This window comes from Bacillus marinisedimentorum, assembly GCF_001644195.2.
Lineage (GTDB): Bacteria > Bacillota > Bacilli > Bacillales > Bacillaceae_O > Bacillus_BL > Bacillus_BL marinisedimentorum.
The window spans coordinates 65,882-84,352 of sequence record NZ_LWBL02000009.1 but is presented as its reverse complement, the minus strand read 5'-3'; the positions used below and the strand labels follow the sequence as shown (position 1 = coordinate 84,352).

Genomic DNA, 18,471 nt, shown 5'->3' with positions numbered 1-18,471 from the left:
AAAGCGGCTGCATTTATTATGCCGTCTTTTTTGGATCAAGTCCTTGTTATTTGATAACGTCAGCAATTTCAGACTAACTGGATGGAAAGGGAAAAATTTAAAGAAATAGTAAAAAAACAATAGTTTACACTTCAAAAATTTTCTGAATTATGGCATAATTGTCCTACCGGGTGTACTGAAATGGAATTTAAGAAAATGGTGATGCCATGAACGCGGGAAGACAAATCAGGTTTTATCGAAAACAGAAGAAGATGAGTCAGGCAATATTGGCAGACGGCATTTGTTCCATTCCATATCTCAGCAAAATCGAAAATGGCCAGGTGGAAGCGAGCCAGGAAATCATTGATCTGCTGTGTCAGCGGCTGGAGATTGAAATTGAGAATACTGAAGAAGTATACGACCACATCTACCGGGAATTGAATGATTGGTATAGGGCTATTTTTAATCGGGAAGGGCAAAAAGTCTTTGCTCAATATCATTCGCTGAAAGAAAAAGTGAGGAGCACTCCGCTTCCTATTCATTTGCAGCTTCACTTTAGAATGATCGAATTTAAATATTATTTGTATAAAGTAGATTTAAAGACTGCGGAAGAATGCTTTCATAATTTAATTCCTTTCAAAGAATTCTTCACGAAGGAACTCACTTTTCACTTTTACAATTTCAGCGGTTTATATCATTATTTCTTAGGTGATTATGAAAAGGCCAAAAGGGATTTGCTTCTTGCTGAGAAAAACGCCGATGACAGCCAGATTGAACTATGGCAAAAAGCCTACTTATTTTACTTGTTGGGACTGGTTTACAGCAATTTAAGGGAAGTTTCGATGAGCATAGATTATACGATGCAAGCATTAAAAAAGTTCGACCAGGAGTATAACTATGCTAGAAGTGCAGATTGTCAGGTAATGCTAGGCATCTGTTATCTGAGGATAAATCAATTTGACAAAAGTGAGACTGCTTTTGAGCGAGCCTGGAAAATTGCTGACTCTTTTAACAGCAACAAGCTTAAAGGTGTCATCCGCCAAAATATGGGCTTTTTGTTTTCGAAACAGCGCATATACAGTAAAGGCATTGAATACTATGAACAAAGCCTTTCATATAAACAGGAGGATGAAATCAAAAGTAAACTCAATACTGTTTTTTCGATTATATTAAACTATTATAAGTTAAACGACCCGGCGAACTGCCAGAAGTGGATCAAAATCGGACAAGACTACAACAGGCGGGGACAATACAAAGATTATGAATTCCATTTCAGCATTTATGAGGCGTTGGTCGCACAGTCCTCAGAAAGTCAACTTGAAGAAGTGTTGACTGAGGCCATTGACTATTTCGTCGACCAAAAAAGTTGGAAATTTGCAGCTGAATATGCTGAAAAGCTGGCTGAACTGCTTGCCAAAAAGTTCAAGTATAAGCTTGCTAATCAATACTATCAATTAGCTGCAAATTCATATAAACAAACATCAGTATAGGAGGAGTTAGATGAAAAAGTTATTGCTTATTGCTTTGATTGCTGCAGTTTCTCTGCTTGGAGGTTCAGGGTTTATCGCCCAGGGAGACTATTCAGACTTCCATTACGGAGCAGAGAAATATAATGCACAGGAAGAGCATCCTGATCCAAATTAATGAGTATAGAGTATTATTAAGCCCCAGCAATAGTGGGGCTTTTTTGGTGTTAACTCTTCTCAGGTCGGTATATTTGCCCGGAATACATTTATTCTAACTTTATGAAATACGCCTTTGAAAAATCCCTCTAATCCGCCTTTTTCCACCCCCTATTTCCCAATACCGCAATCCTTTTCCCTGTGATACGATTTAATTGTAAGTAAATAGTGAATATTCACAAATCGTGTTGAAGGGACGGGAGAATGGATGAAAAAAGGACTATCAATTGCACTGGCGGCGGGGCTGGTGTTCAGTTCAGGTTACCCTGCAGTGAATGCGATGAGCAATGAAAGCATTCAGCAATCAATGGAACAGATGGATGTTAAGAATAAATCTGCAAGTGAAAACGGCAAAGTCCCTTCGTTTTTATCTGGCAAGCTTTCCTCAAAACCTATGAAAACAGAAAAAGAAATTAAGTCTTTCCTAAAGGAAAAAGAATCCCTCTTTCAAATAAACCCATACAATGAGCTGACCCTTTTGGATGTCAAGACTGATGAACTTGGCATGAAGCATTACCATTACATCCAATCAGTAAAGGGAGTGCCGGTTGACGGTTCCGAATTCACGGTACATACGGACAAGGAAGGTATCGTAACGGCAATAAACGGTACGCTGAAGCCGGATGCCGTTAAAAAAACCAGGCAAACAAGACCGGAATTGCAAAAGGAAGCCGCCATCGATGAAGCATGGAGATTCATTGATTTAACGAAGGAAGAGACAAGCAACGGTCCTTCAGAATCACCTGCGGAACTTCCGAAAGACGCAGGGAACACCGGTACAGTTGAAAAAGGAAAACTCCTCGTCCATGAGAAGGATGGAGAGTTCAATTTAGCTTATAAAGTTGAACTTCAGTTTATCGATCCATATCCTGCTAACTGGCAAATTTTTGTGAATGCGGTTAACGGGAATGTCGTGGAGGCATACAATGCAGTGACAGAAGGGGCAACATCCGGATATGGCTACGGTGTAGCGAACGATTATAAGCCCCTGAATACCTACAATTCCAACGGAACCTACTACCTATATGATGTAACCAAACCGATGAGCGGTGTCATCCGCACGACTACAGCTCGAAACGGCACATCAATTCCAGGCTGGTATTCTGTTGACAGCAATAACGCATGGACAGCAAACTCACAGGCTGCAGATGTCGATGCTCACGCGTATGCCGAGGATGTCTATGATTACTATTATAATACACATAACCGCAACAGCTTTGATAACAATGGTGCGACCATTACATCGACTGTCCACTACGGCTATAACTATAACAATGCTTTCTGGAACGGTTCCCAAATGGTATACGGCGACGGGGACGGAACCCAATTTGCGCCTCTGTCCGGTGCAGACGATGTGGTTGCCCATGAAATTACACATGCTGTGACAGAACGGACGGCAGGACTGCAGTATCAATACCAGTCCGGTGCGCTGAATGAATCAATGTCGGATGTATTCGGGTATTTTGTGGATTCTGAAGACTGGCTGATGGGTGAAGATGTGTATACGCCGGGTGTTCCCGGAGATGCACTCCGCAGCATGTCCAACCCGGAAGCATACGGCCAGCCGGCTCACATGAATGATTTTGTGAATACCTCGAGTGATAACGGCGGGGTTCATACGAACAGCGGCATTCCGAATAAAGCCGCTTATCTGACCATATCATCAATCGGCAAATCAAAAGCCGAAAAAATATATTACCGTGCACTGACAGTCTATATGACATCTACGACTGACTTCAGCAACGCCAGAGCCGCATTGCTGCAGTCGGCATCCGACCTGTACGGATACGGCAGTTCCACTTACAACTCCGTACGAAATGCATGGGACCAGGTCGGTGTCTATTAAACTGAGTATCCTTAGCTGCTGTATAAGCAGTTAATTAGAATACAATATCGCAACACGATCGAATGGAGCAGTGTTACTCCCCCACACCTTCTCTGTTTGGCTTCCGGCCTTCTGGCTGGAAGCCCTTTTTTTTGCCGTTTAGGAAAGTGAAAACAAACAGCAAGGAACTGTTTCATTGCACCGGCCGATATGGAACATATGTTTAACTTGCGCTTTTCATACCTCCATTGACTCGAATGATCACATTTCCTTTTATGACAAAATAGCGAACAATAGAATAGTGTGATATTCCTCACTTCTTCTAGCCGCTCAGGTTGTTACCATTAACACGGAATTGATAGTTTCAAACAAAACCAGTAAAGATATAATGTTTGTCATTTGAAGAATTCAAAAAAACACCACTGGAGGTAATCGTAAATGAGTATGTTTTGTTATCAATGTCAGGAAACAGCAAAAGGAACAGGTTGTACAATCGTTGGAGTTTGTGGAAAAAAAGATGATTTAGCAAATATGCAAGATTTATTAATTTACACGCTTAAGGGAGTATCGATTGTAAATATAAAGGCTCGTGAAATCGGAATTAATCAAAAGAAAACGGATGAATTTATCGTAGATGGCCTATTTAAGACGATTACAAACGCGAATTGGAGTAAAAACGACTTTTTTAATACTGTAAGAAAAGGATTAATGCTTCGTGAAGAGATTAAAACGGCAATTGAACATGCGGGGCACACGTTAGACAACAATAGCGATTTTGTCACCTGGTATGGTGAAACAAATGATCAGCTTGAAATCAAATCTGCTTCTCAAGAAGTTAGTGTGTTAGCTACAAGAGATGAGGATATTCGTTCCTTACGAGAATTAGTGACCTACGGATTGAAGGGAATGGCAGCATATTTAGAGCACGCTACACACCTAAGCTATGAAAATGAAGAGCTGAATGCGTTTATGCAAAAAGCCCTTGCACAAGTTACAGATGACTCAGTAAGTATGGAACAATTGATTGACCTTGCAATGGAATGCGGAAAATACGGTGTTCATGCCATGGAGCTTTTGGACACAGCCAATACAACAACGTATGGCCATCCTGAAATGACGAAAGTAAATATTGGCGTCCGCCAAAATCCAGGAATTTTAATCAGTGGCCATGACCTTAAAGATATGGAAGAATTATTGAAACAAACGGAAGGCACGGGCGTAGATGTGTATACACATAGTGAAATGCTTTCAGCGAATTATTATCCAGCTTTCAAAAAATATGACCACTTTGTCGGTAATTACGGAAATGCATGGTGGGAACAAAATCGTGAATTTGAGAGCTTTAACGGCCCCATTTTAATGACAACAAACTGTATTGTACCACCTAAGGCTTCTTATAAAGGGAGAATGTATACAACTGGGGCAACTGCTGTTGATGGTGTAACGTATATTCCTCAAAAAGAAGATGGGTCAAAAGATTTCTCCATTCTTATTGAGCATGCAAAGACCTGCGAACCGCCAGTAGAAATTGAAAAAGGTGAAATTGTAGGCGGATTTGCACATAATCAAGTCGCTCAAGTAGCAGATCAAGTTGTAGAAGCTGTGAAAAATGGTGATATTAAACGATTCTTTGTGATGGCCGGGTGTGATGGCCGCCATAAGAGCAGAAGTTATTATAAAGAGTTTGCCGAGGAACTTCCAACGGATACGATCATTTTAACAGCTGGTTGTGCAAAGTATCGATACAATAAGCTTGAGTTAGGTGATATCAACGGAATCCCAAGAGTGCTTGACGCCGGTCAATGTAACGATTCATACTCTCTAGTCATGACTGCATTGAAGCTAAAAGAGGCATTCGGATTGGAAAGTGTAAATGAATTACCGCTATCTTATAACATCGCATGGTATGAGCAAAAAGCGGTTATCGTTTTCTTATCTTTACTTCACCTTGGTGTGAAAAACATTCACATTGGCCCAACACTGCCAGCTTTCTTATCACCAAACGTAACACAATTCTTAGTTGACGAATTTGGGGTAGGCGGCATTTCAAATACACAAGAAGACATGGAAATGTTCATGAACAGCTCAATTGATGTTCAAGAAAATACGTTAGTTTAACAAGGAAACAGCCTGCTGCGGTGAAGGATAGAATGAGAGACACTGCATTTTATTAAGAAAACATACGAAACCTATAATAAGGATAGATGAACAGGAAGGAAACCTGTATTCATCTATCCTATTTTTTTATAAGGCTATAAGGGAGGGTTATTAAAGCATGCCAATAACCGCAGATGTTTAAAATTGACCTCGCCATAAAAGGAAAGCTGAGATGATGTTCTTAAAAGGATTATCAAGAACATTACAAATGATGATAAAAGTATCGTATAGGACAAACCTCGAACCGGGCAAACTGTATTGCAGGGAGGCGATAAGGATGGAAACATTTGAAGTGTTGTCGCTGATGCTCAGTTTTGGAATGTTTGTGATCGCCATTCTTAAGTTTCATGATCAGGACAGGAACAGTTAGACGCAATAAGAGATTTTTAAAAAAAGTGTAGCATTTGGGGAAATCGCACCCAGAGCTGCTGGGCCATGTACGATCTCAAAGTATCCATGCAATAGATGTCATCTATGCCTATGTAAATGAAATAAACGAAGTGATTAAGCCGCGTAAACAGGTATCGACTAACCTTTAATGCGGTCTTTTTTTATGGAGCTTTTAAAATGCTTGACGGCAGAGCAAAATGGAATTGGCGGTTAAATGAATTGACAATTCCGAATTTCCAAACGTAAACTGATAAAAAGCTGGTAATTGCACAAGCGGGTTACACAGCGGCACTTACATAAATGAAACCAGGTGAAATTATGAGTCGGCACCACAAAGATCAACCAATAGAGATACGCCCATATACCGCCAAAGATCCGGGCTTCTGGAAGGCGGCAGCAGCTCTGGCATTCGGCTCGCTGCTTATTTTTGCCGCTTTGTATGCTTTTCAGCCGCTTCTGCCAGTGTTTGTGGAAGAGTTTGAGATTTCGGCGACTGCTTCCAGCCTCCTTGTCTCATCATCAGTCATTACGATGATTATTGGATTGCTTGTTCTCGGTTTCCAATCCGACCGAATCGGCAGGACTGCCGTCATGAAACTTTCGCTGCTAGTCACAGTCGTCACATTGCTGTTGATGCCATTTGTGCATTCGTTTTGGCTTCTGATTTTATTGCGCAGCATCCAGGGCTTTTTTCTTGCCGGAATTCCCGCAGCGGCAATGGGATATCTGGCTGATGAAGTTAAACCGTCAAGTGTCGGAATGGCGATGAGTATCTATATCGCGAGTAATGCGCTTGGAGGTTTGGGCGGCAGAGTTGCATCCGGCTATCTGACGGACTTATATGGATGGGAGTCCGCCCTCCTCATCATGGGAGGCTTTGGGGTTCTGGCTGTTGTTCTTTTTTATGTGTTTTTGCCTCCATCCCGTTTTTTTGAACCGGGAAGCGGCCGGTTCATGGATGACTTAAAGGGCATGGCTGTCCATCTTAAGGACAGCCGTTTGCTGATCCTCTTCAGTGTCGGCCTCGTTTTGCAGGTCGTTTTCACAAGCGTCTGGACGTATTTGCCGTTTTATTTGCTTGAGGACCCTTTCAATCTATCATTGAAGTGGATATCGCTTACTTATTTTACATATGGACTGGGTGTTATCGCACCTCCTATCGCCGGAAGGCTGTCTGCTTCCTATGGACTGATTCCGGTTATGCTTGCCGGTATCTTCATTATGATAGCAGGGGTGCTGCTGACAATACCGGCCTCGGTTGTCATTGTCGTGATTGGGCTTTCTCTGATTTGCACCGGTTTTTTTATTGCGCATTCGATGGCCTCAGCCGCTGTCAGTACGACTGCCCGGCATCATAAAAGCGGGGCATCCAGTTTTTATCTCGTAAGCTATTATATAGGGGTTGCAGTGGGAAGCACCGCTGTAGGCGGATTGTGGGATGCTTTCAACTGGATCGGAATCCTGGCGACGGTACTTGTTTTCTTGCCGGTCATCTTCTTAGCCAGAAAATTACAATGAGGGAGGAGAAACATCGTTCTTCCCGAAATATAAAGATGAAGACAGAAAAGGCATTGCGAAAAAAACAGCAGTGCCTTTTCTGTTTAAGGAACAAGCATGCGGGGTGAATCAATGTTTGTAAAATCATCGGATACAAGTGAAATGCTTGAAGCGATCCTGGGCAGCATCGATGAAGGCATTCATGCTGTCGATGCGGACGGCATCACCATTTTTTATAATGAATCTGCTTCGCGCCATGATGGTGTTGAGATCGGTGAAGTTCTTAGCCGTCACATCCTTGATGTATTTCCGTCATTAAATAAAGAAACAAGCACGCTTTTGAAAGTGGCCAGGGATGGAAAACCAATCTACCAGCAGTCGCAAACATACACGAACATCCGCGGTGAACTTATCGATACTGTGAACACGACACTTCCGATCAAAAAGGACGGGGCTGTCATCGGCGCTGTTGAAATCGCGAAAGATTTTTCGACCGTCAGAAGGCTATCACAGAAACTCCTTGACCTACAGGCGAAAATCGAACGAAAAGATGGTAAACCCTCAGCTTCGAGTGAGGCCATCTATAGCTGGAATGATGTGATTTCTGTTTCGGAAAAGATGGAACAGCTGAAGAAACATGCTGAAAAAGCCGCCAAAACCTCTTCTGCTGTGCTGATTTACGGCGAAACCGGGACAGGAAAGGAACTGCTCGTCCAATCGATTCACAACGCTTCTCAGCGGGCAAGGGCCCCCTTCATCGCCCAGAATTGTGCGGCACTGCCTTCAGCTCTCCTGGAGAGCATTTTGTTCGGCACTATGAAAGGAAGCTTTACAGGTGCGATTGACCGTCCGGGTTTGTTTGAACTCGCTCACGGCGGCACATTATTTCTCGATGAAATCAATTCAATGCCGCTCGATATCCAGGCGAAGCTGCTGCGGGTTTTGGAAAATGGCGTCATCCGGCGGGTGGGGGGTACAAAAAGTTACGCCTGTGATGTCAGAATCATTGCTGCCCTTAATGAACCGCCTTTAAAGTGTGTGGAGAAAAATTCCCTCCGGCGTGATTTATATTACCGGCTGAATGTATTCAACCTTGAAGTTCCGCCGCTCCGCGAACGAAAAGAAGACATCGCCGTCCTGGTCGATCATTTCATGAAAAAGTACAATTATAAACTCGGGAAGCTGGTCACCATCATTTCGAAAACCCTTCTTCAGCATCTGGAAAACCAGCACTGGCCGGGCAATGTCAGGGAATTGCAGCATGCGGTTGAGTATGCGATGAACATGACAGAAGGCGATACTTTGTCTTTAGAGCACCTGCCGCAATACTTGAAAACCGGCAAACCAAAGCCATCAGAACAGCCTCCGTTCCGTCCGTTGCGGGAAACCCTCGAACAGACTGAAATTGTCTTGATCAAAAGGACACTCGAAGAAACCGGCGGCAACATTCTCCAGGCAGCAAAACGCCTGGAAGTGCCGCGGCAAACGCTGCAATACAAATTGAAGAAATACAGGATTATCTAGTTGCAAATAATGCCTGGCAATTGCCTGGGACTTCCCAGGCAATTGCCAGGCATTTTCTTTTAGAAGGATGGAAAAATTACAGCATTACAAATAAATTCCGTTAGAGAGATGCAAACTAGTACAGTGGAGGTGGAAAACATGGAAGGGAAACCGATTCATTACGATGGAAGTGTGCAAAATCCACAGAATCCAAACGGCGAATCAGTGAATGAAACTTTCAAATTGACTGAGGAAATGAGAGTGAACATAAGTGCAAATCCTTACATACCTGCAGATCCGGAATGAGGATAAGAGAGGGTGCTTTTTGAAGGTGGTCAGACAGGCAATCGTCGCTGAAAAAAGCGGTGATGTGAGTTATGAGGACGATGCTGGGAGGATCTTGTCTGTCATCATCAGAACCAAACATTACAAGCACGATGCCGGAAGAAGCAGTACATTCCTGAAATCAGCAAAACAAAGTCCCTTATTCTCTTCCTCATTAGCAAACCAGCACTACTTAATCAGAGAACAATGTTCCTTGAATTGAAAATTCATCAATTCAGCACAAATGGAAATTTTTTGTAGGAACAAATCGAACATAAATCAAGAAACAGAAAGGACAGGAATGTTGATGCCTAAAGTTTTGTACATTACAGCACATCCACATGATGATACGCAATCTTACAGTATGGCTGTAGGGAAAGCATTTATTGAAACTTACAAGGAAGCAAACCCTGATCATGAAGTCGTCACGATTGATCTTTACAGGGAGAATGTTCCTCAGATTGATGTCGATGTATTCAGCGGCTGGGGAAAACTTCAAAAAGGTGAGGGATTTGACCAGCTTTCTGCAGAGGAGCAAGCAAAGGTCGGGCGGCTTTCCGAATTAAGTGAACAGTTTGTTTCAGCAGATAAATACGTCTTTGTCACCCCGCTATGGAATTTCTCCTTCCCGCCTGTGATGAAAGCATATATTGACTCTGTTGCCGTTGCCGGCAAAGCGTTTAAATATACCGAAGAAGGTCCGGAAGGGCTGCTGACGGATAAAAAAGCGCTCCACATTCAGGCGCGCGGCGGCATTTATTCTGAGGGACCGGCAGCTCAAATGGAAATGGGGCACCGTTATCTGGACACGGTTATGCAATTCTTCGGCGTTCCTTCTTTCGAGGGATTGTTTGTTGAAGGGCATGCCGCTATGCCGGACAAGGCTGAAGAAATAAAAGAAAATGCCATTTCACGTGCAAAGGTTTTATCCCATACCTTTTAAATGACGATGACGAACCGGGCAAATGCTGCCGGTTCTTTTTTTTCCGTATAGTGAGCTTTAACACAGCCTAAGAATAAAGAAAAGTGCAGAAGCGCAGCTGTCTTCACCTGCAGGCTCGCTGATCGGTGAGTTTTCTTTTGCGGTTTGCGATTCTTTCAAAGTGAGAGAATATACATAAAGATAAAGAATCACTGTTTACATGCTGTTGGCACAATCCTTGCAAACAGTCGGACACATAAGAAAGGGGATGGCATCTATGGCTGATCAAGAAAAAAGAGCTGAATCTATTAAAGTTGAAAGCAGGTCTTATTCGTTCCATGTATTACTTGATTACTTCAATGAACGGCTGAGGGTGGAGGATTATCTCGGCAACCCTCAGCACATAATTGAGAAGCTGCAGCGTCTTTCTGAAAAACACTCTTTGAAAAAGTTGATCATGTATGCGAGACCGGCCCATTTGCCGGTGTTCCTCCATGAAGGCTTCTCGTTTGAAGCAGTATTAAAAGGATATTTCAGGGGCACGGATGCATATGCGATGGCCCTGTTCACCGATCCTGAACGGAGGAACAGCCCGTTCTGGATTAAGGAAGACAGAATACTGGCTGATGTGAAGCAAAAAGGCAGAACGCCAGAAGAAAAACCGGCGGCTGATGTCACCTTCAGGAATGCTGAACCGGAAGATGCGGAACAGCTTGCAGCGCTTTACGGGGAAATTTTCAAAATCTATCCAACTCCAGTGACGAATCCTGCCTATATCAGAAAAGGAATGGAGAACGGAACCATTTTTTATATAGGGGAAACCGACGGGCGCATCATAAGCGCAGCTTCTGCCGATGTGAACCGGAACTACTTTAACGCGGAGTTGACAGATTGCGCTACACTGCCGGAATATCGAAAAGGCGGTTTGATCAAGCAGCTTCTTGAACAGCTTGAAGGCGAGCTGAAGAAACAGGGGATATTTTGTGCATATTCCATCGCCCGTGCTTTGTCATTCGGTATGAATGCAGCATTTTATCAGCTCGGTTATCACTATGGGGGCAGGCTTGCCAACAACTGTTACATCTACGATAAAATCGAAGACATGAATGTCTGGGTCAAGGATTTAGCTGAATAAGCTGCCGGATTTTCATCGTTAGTGCCGGGAATTCGGCATATTGAAGGTGAAAGCTGTGAATTTGGAGGGAAGAGCTGCCGGAAATTAGGCGGCAAGGGATGGACGCCCGGACCGTTTCGCTGGAGCCAGCCGGAGAGTTGCTGCACGCCACGATACTCAGACTAACGGAGTGAATTCTGAAGGCTGGCGGGAAAGTGTCTGATTTGGCATGAAACCTGCTGCATTCCGCATGAAATAGCCGCTAAGCGGCACAAAACCGCCTCACTCCCAAGCAGTCTTCAAATTCTGCCTGCATCACCAAAGGCAAAGCCCTTGTATATCCGGTTGCTTCACTGTTTTAGATTGTAAGTAAAATGTCCAAGAAAAACAATTCAACACCCGCTGCCGAAAATTCGGCACAATACGATTCCGAGAACTGCTCCAAACCGCAAAAAACCAACCAAATATCTGCTCAACTTCAGACATCCAGCCCTATGTTTCCGAGAAACCAGGCTTAGACAACATTCCAACTGTATTTTTCAGAATATTATAAAACTGGCATGAGTTTTGCATTAGTAAATGGCAACACAAATAGAAAGGGGCAATTGGGATGCTGCACGACTTGTATAAGCCGAAAAGGCACTGGAAAGACGTCGAGTTATGGAAAGACGTAACCGAAGAGCAGTGGAACGACTGGATCTGGCAGCTTACGAATACGATCCGGACACTTGATGACTTGAAAAAGGTCATTAATATAACACCTGAAGAAGAAGAGGGGGTCAAAATCTCCACAAAGACCATTCCTCTTAATATCACGCCTTACTATGCCTCGCTTATGAATCCGGATGATCCGCGCTGCCCGGTGCGGATGCAGTCAGTACCGGTCGGAGAGGAAATCCAGAAGACAAAATATGATCTTGAGGACCCGCTTCACGAAGATGAAGATTCGCCGGTCCCGGGACTTACGCATCGTTATCCGGACCGGGTGCTGTTTCTGGTGACAAATCAATGTTCCATGTATTGCCGTTATTGTACGCGCCGCCGTTTTTCCGGACAGATTGGGATGGGAGTGCCGAAAAAGCAGCTTGACGGAGCCATTGATTACATTCGGAATACACCGGAAGTGCGGGATGTCCTCATATCCGGCGGGGACGGACTCCTGATCAACGACAACATTCTTGAATATGTATTGAAAAACTTGCGCGCCATCCCTCATGTGGAAATCATCCGGATCGGCACACGGGCTCCGGTCGTTTTTCCGCAGCGGATAACTGAAAACCTGTGCAACATATTGAAGAAGTACCACCCTGTCTGGCTTAATACCCACTTCAATACATCAATAGAGATTACGGAGGAGTCGAAGAAGGCCTGTGAGATGCTGGCCAACGCGGGTGTCCCGCTCGGGAATCAGTCGGTCATCCTCGCCGGCATCAATGATAGTGTGCCGATTATGAAAAAGCTGATGCATGACCTGGTAAAAATAAGGGTCCGCCCTTATTACATTTATCAGTGTGATTTGTCTGAAGGAATCGGCCATTTCCGTGCGCCTGTAACAAAAGGTCTTGAAATCATTGAAGGACTGCGCGGACATACGTCCGGATATGCCGTACCGACGTTTGTTGTTGATGCGCCAGGGGGCGGCGGTAAAATATCATTGCAGCCGAATTATTTGATTTCCCAGAGCCCGGATAAAGTGGTGCTCCGGAATTTTGAAGGCGTGATCACAAGTTATCCTGAACCTGAACATTATGTCCCGGGACGCGCTGACGCTTACTTTAGTGAAATTTATTCTGATACAGAGGAAAAGAAATCAAAAACGGGTATCGCTGCAATTATGAATGATGAAGAATTCAACCTCGTACCTGAGTCGCTCCAGCGTTTTAACCGCCGGAAGTTATATGAAAGTGACCCGGAACATGCATCACTGAAAGACAAACGGACGAAACGCGACGAACTGAAAGAAAAGAAATATCAGTCACAAGTTAAAAAAATGGAAGAAGAAGTGAATTAATGCCGAATAGAAAGGAAAGGAGGCCGGTACAATGAAGTGTGAGTGGTGTGAGAGAGATGAAGCACAGGAAGTCAAAACGACAGTCTACTGGGAACTCCCCGATGGAACACGGGCTATTGAAATCACCGAAACACCCGGCATCAGCTGTTCGGCCTGCGGAATGGAATACCAGGCCGATGATACCGTCAGAGAACTGGAGGACCAGCTTTTCCTCGTTGATACGTCTAAAATTGATAAAACGGTCGTCTATAAAGAATTGATGGAGCTTCCAAGGCTGCTTAAAAGAAATTACTTCAACTTTGACTACTGATATTGAATCAGTGAGACGGTTGTTGTGAAAAGATGGGAAGACGACAGAAGGTTCTCCGGATTTGTGCGGAGAACCTTTATTATTTTTACGGAAATTATAAGATTTTTGCGTAATGGATAAAAAGCCGGAAGGGAGTCATGGAGCTCCAGACGCCAGCGGCTATCGTCATAAGCGTGATCACCAGAAGGGAAACCCGCCTTCCTGCGGGCACCCCCGCTTAGGCGTATGCCGCTAAGCGGGCGCCTTGCGCATTTCGAGTGTCCGGCTGCGATCCAGGGTCTATCGGCCATGCATGAAAAAGGGAGTTCCGGCGTGAAAGCCGGGCTGAACGGCGCGAAACAGCTGCTCCGGCGTGAAAGTTGGAATCTACGGCATGAAATATGGGAGATTACGCGTGAAAGAGTGATCGTTTGGCGTGAAAGAAACGGGATTCCGCGCGAAAGTTGCATCCCTAATTGTGGTTGTTCGTGAACGGCGTGAAAAACCGGGGATATGGCGCGAAGGAACAGCCATCTGGCGTGAAATACGAAGAAAAGGAATAGTCTTTTTATAAAATGAGACAAATCCGGCTGGTTACCGGGCCTAAATGGTTGGAATGATCCTGTATATGAGTAAACAGCCCGGTTTTGGCCGTCAGCTTGCTTGAAACGGTGGAAAAACGTGCAAATTTCCATGCCCGGGGTAATCAGGCAGTGCTGTCTGGCATCGTATTGGGATGCGGACTAGCTACTCCCCTTCAGGAGGGAAAACCGCCGCACTGCTTATAACCCCGCTTAAGATTACGCCGCTAATCGGGCGCCTTGCGCTTTTGTCCGTTAGTCGGGCTGATCGGAGTCAACTACTCCGGCAGAGATGGAACTTTTCATCCGCCGCCAGTGCACGTAGCTGGTGTACTTCCAACCATTTCATTCAGATCGCGCAGAAGGAGTGGAAGAGTGACGGGTTCAACGAGTTCTGTTAATTGCCGATCACTCAGCAGGACATCATATGCTTTAAAGACAGCTCGAGTATTGTCCCAGACGTCAACTATTGCTTGCGGGGACATGGTTGGCTGAATAACCATAGGCAGTCCCTCCTTAATGTCAAGATTTGAAGCCGCAAACGGAAAATATCTTATTTTCTTGAGAATTCCACATTTATAATCGATCATTTACTCACAAAATTTCCTTCGATTACAAGCAAACCTCAGGTGTTTACTCACTGGATTCAGAAGCTTGGTATCCACTTTCCGGAGCTCCATCCTTCCAGTGAAAAATCCAGCGGGCCGGCCCTGCGAATGAAACCATCATTCCCCGGTAACCTCATAATTGTCAAGCTTATAAGCGGCCATGGCCAGCTGCAGCTTCAACCGTACATCAGGAGAGGCAAGGTCATAGCCGCTTTTCTTTTTGATTTGCTCGAGGCGGTATTTCAGCGTATGGCGGTGGATGAAAAGCTCCGCAGCCGTCAGCTGGATGTTGGAATTGTTTTTAAAGTAGATTTCGAGCGTGTGAAGGAGGTCGATTCCCTTTTTGCTGGACCTTACAAGCTCACCGAGCGCCGTTTCATAAAACTGCTTGAGATCGATGCCGAACTCTTTCATTTGCAGCAGGAGATGGAAGGTATTGATGTCGTCATAATGAATCAGTTCTCTTTCGGAAAGCAGGAGACCTGATAGATTGCATGCATACTTTGCCTCGATTGCACTTTCGCTCAGTTTGTTCACATCGTCATAAGGTTTGCCGATTCCGATTTGCAGAGGAACGCCTGTCTGCTTTTTTGCCCACTTTTCCAGCATTGTTTCTGCCAGTTTGATACTGTCATCCTTCGGGTTTTTGGCTTCAGGTTTTTTTAATTCGCACAGGACAGTGATGCCGTCCAGCCTTTTTTTGATGATTGCCTGCCGGTTTTGCTGCTCCATTGTCACCTGGGCGAGGTTATAAAGCTGCTGAATGGCAGCTTTCGGAGCCTTAAGGCCGCTGCCTTTTCTGAACTTCACATGGAACACGGCCTGGGTCAGTGACAGGTCATACCCGAGCATTTTTCCGCGTTCCTGGATGAGGGCAGGGCTGTTATAGTTTTTTGTAATGATTTCTTCTAAAAATTCGCCGCGCAGCCGCAGCTGGGTTTCGTCAACCGCAGATTGTTTTAACAGTTCAATGGCATAGACTGTCACGGCATGTTCGATTGCCGTCATGTCAATTTCTTTCCATTTTTCTGTTTCTTTAATGGCAATGATGTACCCATATGAAGATTCATTGGCGATAATCGGGTGAATGATTGCTTTAAAGGGTTTCAAATCCACCGTCACGGGAGTTTGGGCCGATTTTGCCCGGGCGGTAAAACCGGATAAGTCTATCGGTTCCGCGTTTATTGAAAGCTGCTGATTTTTATAGTTGATGCCGTCGTGGTGAATGACGTGGTGCGGTTCATTGTGCACTTCATTCATCATGAAAACCGATGCACTGATCAAACCTGACAGCGTTTCAGTAATTGACGTTTCTGATTGGTTTTTTAATACCAGGCCGGTAAGCTCTTTATGGATTGTCAGTGAGAGGGAAGTCAATTCCATCTGCTTATTTAGGATTTCCTGTAAGATTTCTTTGGAAATTGTCGAGAAGTTTATGTTTTCCGGGATTTCGATCAAGGGGAGATCGTTTCGTTCAGCGATTGTTTTGAACGAGTCGGGGATTTCCTCAAGATAGACGCCGGTATATATGGCGACTCCGGATAACTTTTTCATGCCGAGAAGGAGCTGGAAATGTTCGTCATGTTCTTTCAGTCCATAGCCCGTCGTGATTAAGAATTCTCCTTCCTGCAGGCGGTTGATATCTTCGATGACCTCCACTATGGTCACCCATTTGATCATATTGTGAATACCGGCTTCACCGGCCGCTAGCCGTGTACTTTTCATCGTCGGCAGCTGCATTGCTTCGAAAACTGTTATTCCCATGGCGGCTTCCCCCTTTTTCGAGCCCGAAATAGCCAGCTGCAGGCGTTACAATCCGCCAGCATATGATTCAAAAGCTGGGCTTCTGTCATGAACAGACAATTTCTTCGTCAAATTACTCCTTTTTACCACGATACCAGACTATTAAACTTATACACTGTGTATAAATTTTGCAAACTGATTTTAGATGACTATGGCCAATATCTAAAAGGTTTCTTATATCATATTATAAACTTAACAGACTATTTAGTTAATTTTTAAGGAATATGAGCGGTACAGCGGTTCACAAAACACCGGATTTGTAAGCGCTTACCTGCCAAGCACATTCATCCAGCAGCTGAGGGAACGCAGGGAAGGCCTAACCAATAAGAAAAAGATGGAAAAATCCCGCCAGCTGCTTTAATCGCAAATCTTCAGGGTATAAACATTCTAACTGATTGAAGAAGGAGGTCAGGGAAAATGGAACGTTCATATTTAATCAAACCTTTTTTGGACCGCTCTTATCCAACCGCTGTACGCGGACATGGTGTATATATTTATGACGAACAAGGCAAGCGTTATCTGGATGGGTCTTCCGGAGCTGTCACGGCAAGTCTCGGTCATGCCGTGCCGGATATCGTGGAGGCCATGTATAAGCAAGCGCAGAACATTTCGTTCGTTTACCGTTCCCAATTCACCTCGAAGCCGGCAGAGGAGTTGGCAAAGAAACTGAATGAACTGGCGTTCGGGGGAGACCAGCATTACTGGTCTTTTTTTGTAAACAGCGGGTCGGAAGCGACGGAAACAGCGATGAAGGTTGCCATCCAGTACTGGCAGGAAAAAGGCAAACCGGAGAAAAAGAAAATCATCTCGCGGTGGAGCAGCTATCACGGCATCACCATGGGTGCGCTTTCAATGTCGGGACACCCGGAAAGGCGGGAACGGTTCATCCATCTGCTTGAGGACTACCCGGCGGTTGCGGCACCTTATTGTTACCGGTGCCCGTTCAATCAAACCTTTCCGGCATGCAACTTGTTATGTGCACAAGAGCTTGAGCGTGCGATTAAACGGCTTGGTGCAGACAATGTGGCAGCGTTCATTGCCGAGCCGATCGTCGGTGCTGCGGGCGGTGTGATTGTGCCTCCTGACGGCTATTATCAGCAAATCAAAAAGATTTGTGAAGAAAACGAAATCCTGTTCATTGCCGATGAGGTGCTGACAGGAATGGGCCGGACCGGCAAGATGTTTGCGATGGAGCACTGGGGCGCCGCCCCTGATATCATCGCGCTCGGTAAAGGGATGACAGCGGGTTACACGCCTATGGCAGCCGCGATGGTCAGTGAAAAAGTGCTTGAGCCTATTCTGAATGGCTCGGCCTCGATCATGAGCGGGCACACGTTCAGCGCCAACCCGCAATCGGCAGCAGTTTCACTTGCTGTTCTTGAATTTATTGAAAAGCATAACTTAGTCAATGAGACAGCGCAAAAAGGCGATTATCTCATGAAAAAACTGCAGGAAATGGCTTCCAAGTATCGGATTATCGGCGATGTGCGGGGAAGAGGGCTCCTGTGGGGCATTGAATTCATATCGGATATATTCACGAAGCGGCCATTCAGCAAAGAAACACTACTGACAGGATTTGTGATCGACAGGGCGAAGGAAAATGGCCTGCTGGTTTATCCGGCAGCGGCCGGGTATGAGGGGGATGACGGTGATGCTGTCATCATTTCGCCGCCGCTCACCATTAACAAACAGGAAATCGATCAGCTTGTGAAATTGTTGGATAAGACCCTTTATGAGGTGCAAACTCATCTGGAAAAACTCGGGCTTATCAATTGTGCAGGATAGG

Annotated in this window: 16 protein-coding genes; 14 read left to right on the top strand and 2 right to left on the bottom strand. The window is 44.9% G+C overall.

The window, feature by feature from the left end:
- The first annotated feature begins 206 nt into the window (after positions 1 to 206).
- The 13 genes from A4U59_RS02585 (at position 207) to A4U59_RS21595 (ending at position 14,267) form a co-directional block, all read left to right on the top strand.
- A complete protein-coding gene (locus tag A4U59_RS02585; RefSeq protein ID WP_083270612.1) occupies positions 207 to 1,469 on the top strand; it encodes a helix-turn-helix domain-containing protein in 1,263 nt (420 codons plus the stop codon).
- 10 nt (positions 1,470 to 1,479) lie between these two features.
- Positions 1,480 to 1,623 carry a hypothetical protein gene (locus A4U59_RS21225; protein WP_157888118.1) on the top strand — a complete coding sequence of 48 codons (144 nt, stop codon included), beginning with the start codon at positions 1,480 to 1,482 and terminating at the stop codon, positions 1,621 to 1,623.
- A gap of 246 nt (positions 1,624 to 1,869) precedes the next feature.
- The gene (locus A4U59_RS02580; protein ID WP_070119637.1) at positions 1,870 to 3,507 is read left to right on the top strand and encodes a M4 family metallopeptidase; all 1,638 of its coding nucleotides are present in this window, start codon (positions 1,870 to 1,872) and stop codon (positions 3,505 to 3,507) included.
- 423 nt (positions 3,508 to 3,930) lie between these two features.
- Complete coding sequence (hcp, locus tag A4U59_RS02575) at positions 3,931 to 5,604, top strand: hydroxylamine reductase (protein ID WP_425388868.1); 1,674 nt, start codon at positions 3,931 to 3,933, stop codon at positions 5,602 to 5,604.
- A 316-nt stretch (positions 5,605 to 5,920) separates the two neighbouring features.
- Positions 5,921 to 6,013, top strand: a complete 93-nt coding sequence (locus A4U59_RS22160) for a putative holin-like toxin (protein WP_245680477.1) — start codon at positions 5,921 to 5,923, stop codon at positions 6,011 to 6,013.
- A gap of 338 nt (positions 6,014 to 6,351) precedes the next feature.
- Positions 6,352 to 7,551: an MFS transporter gene (locus A4U59_RS02570; RefSeq protein WP_070119635.1), complete on the top strand. Its 1,200-nt coding sequence runs from the start codon at positions 6,352 to 6,354 to the stop codon at positions 7,549 to 7,551.
- A 111-nt stretch (positions 7,552 to 7,662) separates the two neighbouring features.
- A complete protein-coding gene (locus A4U59_RS02565; protein WP_070119634.1) occupies positions 7,663 to 9,054 on the top strand; it encodes a sigma-54 interaction domain-containing protein in 1,392 nt (463 codons plus the stop codon).
- Positions 9,055 to 9,192: 138 nt separating this feature from the next.
- Positions 9,193 to 9,339 (top strand): hypothetical protein, encoded by a 147-nt coding sequence (locus A4U59_RS21600; protein ID WP_211274893.1) that lies wholly within the window; start codon positions 9,193 to 9,195, stop codon positions 9,337 to 9,339.
- A 325-nt stretch (positions 9,340 to 9,664) separates the two neighbouring features.
- Entirely contained in the window at positions 9,665 to 10,300 is a 636-nt protein-coding gene (locus tag A4U59_RS02555; protein WP_070119662.1) for an FMN-dependent NADH-azoreductase, read from the top strand.
- Between the two features lie 256 nt (positions 10,301 to 10,556).
- Positions 10,557 to 11,414 carry a putative beta-lysine N-acetyltransferase gene (gene ablB / locus A4U59_RS02550; RefSeq protein WP_070119632.1) on the top strand — a complete coding sequence of 286 codons (858 nt, stop codon included), beginning with the start codon at positions 10,557 to 10,559 and terminating at the stop codon, positions 11,412 to 11,414.
- Between the two features lie 589 nt (positions 11,415 to 12,003).
- Entirely contained in the window at positions 12,004 to 13,404 is a 1,401-nt protein-coding gene (kamA, locus tag A4U59_RS02545) for a lysine 2,3-aminomutase (RefSeq protein ID WP_070119631.1), read from the top strand.
- Positions 13,405 to 13,435: 31 nt separating this feature from the next.
- On the top strand, positions 13,436 to 13,714 hold the full coding sequence (locus tag A4U59_RS02540) for a YokU family protein (protein WP_070119630.1): 279 nt from the start codon (positions 13,436 to 13,438) through the stop codon (positions 13,712 to 13,714).
- A 415-nt stretch (positions 13,715 to 14,129) separates the two neighbouring features.
- Positions 14,130 to 14,267 (top strand): hypothetical protein, encoded by a 138-nt coding sequence (locus A4U59_RS21595; protein ID WP_169823894.1) that lies wholly within the window; start codon positions 14,130 to 14,132, stop codon positions 14,265 to 14,267.
- A gap of 309 nt (positions 14,268 to 14,576) precedes the next feature.
- On the opposite strand, the gene A4U59_RS02535 is transcribed toward A4U59_RS21595, so the two are convergent.
- Both A4U59_RS02535 and A4U59_RS02530 read right to left on the bottom strand, forming a co-directional pair.
- The gene (locus A4U59_RS02535) at positions 14,577 to 14,777 is read right to left on the bottom strand and encodes a hypothetical protein (protein ID WP_070119629.1); all 201 of its coding nucleotides are present in this window, start codon (positions 14,775 to 14,777) and stop codon (positions 14,577 to 14,579) included.
- Positions 14,778 to 14,999: 222 nt separating this feature from the next.
- Entirely contained in the window at positions 15,000 to 16,646 is a 1,647-nt protein-coding gene (locus A4U59_RS02530) for a PucR family transcriptional regulator (protein ID WP_070119628.1), read from the bottom strand.
- 456 nt (positions 16,647 to 17,102) lie between these two features.
- Here A4U59_RS02530 and A4U59_RS02525 point away from each other — a divergent pair, with 456 nt between their 5' ends.
- Positions 17,103 to 18,470: an aspartate aminotransferase family protein gene (locus tag A4U59_RS02525; RefSeq protein WP_070119627.1), complete on the top strand. Its 1,368-nt coding sequence runs from the start codon at positions 17,103 to 17,105 to the stop codon at positions 18,468 to 18,470.
- Position 18,471 lies beyond the last annotated feature (1 nt).

Excerpts from the sequence above, each read along its gene's own strand:
- A4U59_RS21225 (WP_157888118.1), top strand. The coding sequence starts at position 1,480 with ATGAAAAAGTTATTGCTTATTGCTTTGATTGCTGCAGTTTCTCTGCTT.
- A4U59_RS02585 (WP_083270612.1), top strand. The coding sequence starts at position 207 with ATGAACGCGGGAAGACAAATCAGGTTTTATCGAAAACAGAAGAAGATG.
- A4U59_RS02555 (WP_070119662.1), top strand. The coding sequence starts at position 9,665 with ATGCCTAAAGTTTTGTACATTACAGCACATCCACATGATGATACGCAA.
- kamA (WP_070119631.1), top strand. The coding sequence starts at position 12,004 with ATGCTGCACGACTTGTATAAGCCGAAAAGGCACTGGAAAGACGTCGAG.
- A4U59_RS02570 (WP_070119635.1), top strand. The coding sequence starts at position 6,352 with ATGAGTCGGCACCACAAAGATCAACCAATAGAGATACGCCCATATACC.
- A4U59_RS02565 (WP_070119634.1), top strand. The coding sequence starts at position 7,663 with ATGTTTGTAAAATCATCGGATACAAGTGAAATGCTTGAAGCGATCCTG.
- A4U59_RS02530 (WP_070119628.1), bottom strand. The coding sequence starts at position 16,646 with ATGGGAATAACAGTTTTCGAAGCAATGCAGCTGCCGACGATGAAAAGT.
- A4U59_RS02525 (WP_070119627.1), top strand. The coding sequence starts at position 17,103 with ATGGAACGTTCATATTTAATCAAACCTTTTTTGGACCGCTCTTATCCA.
- A4U59_RS02580 (WP_070119637.1), top strand. The coding sequence starts at position 1,870 with ATGAAAAAAGGACTATCAATTGCACTGGCGGCGGGGCTGGTGTTCAGT.
- A4U59_RS02540 (WP_070119630.1), top strand. The coding sequence starts at position 13,436 with ATGAAGTGTGAGTGGTGTGAGAGAGATGAAGCACAGGAAGTCAAAACG.
- hcp (WP_425388868.1), top strand. The coding sequence starts at position 3,931 with ATGTTTTGTTATCAATGTCAGGAAACAGCAAAAGGAACAGGTTGTACA.
- A4U59_RS02535 (WP_070119629.1), bottom strand. The coding sequence starts at position 14,777 with ATGGTTATTCAGCCAACCATGTCCCCGCAAGCAATAGTTGACGTCTGG.
- A4U59_RS21600 (WP_211274893.1), top strand. The coding sequence starts at position 9,193 with ATGGAAGGGAAACCGATTCATTACGATGGAAGTGTGCAAAATCCACAG.
- A4U59_RS22160 (WP_245680477.1), top strand. The coding sequence starts at position 5,921 with ATGGAAACATTTGAAGTGTTGTCGCTGATGCTCAGTTTTGGAATGTTT.
- ablB (WP_070119632.1), top strand. The coding sequence starts at position 10,557 with ATGGCTGATCAAGAAAAAAGAGCTGAATCTATTAAAGTTGAAAGCAGG.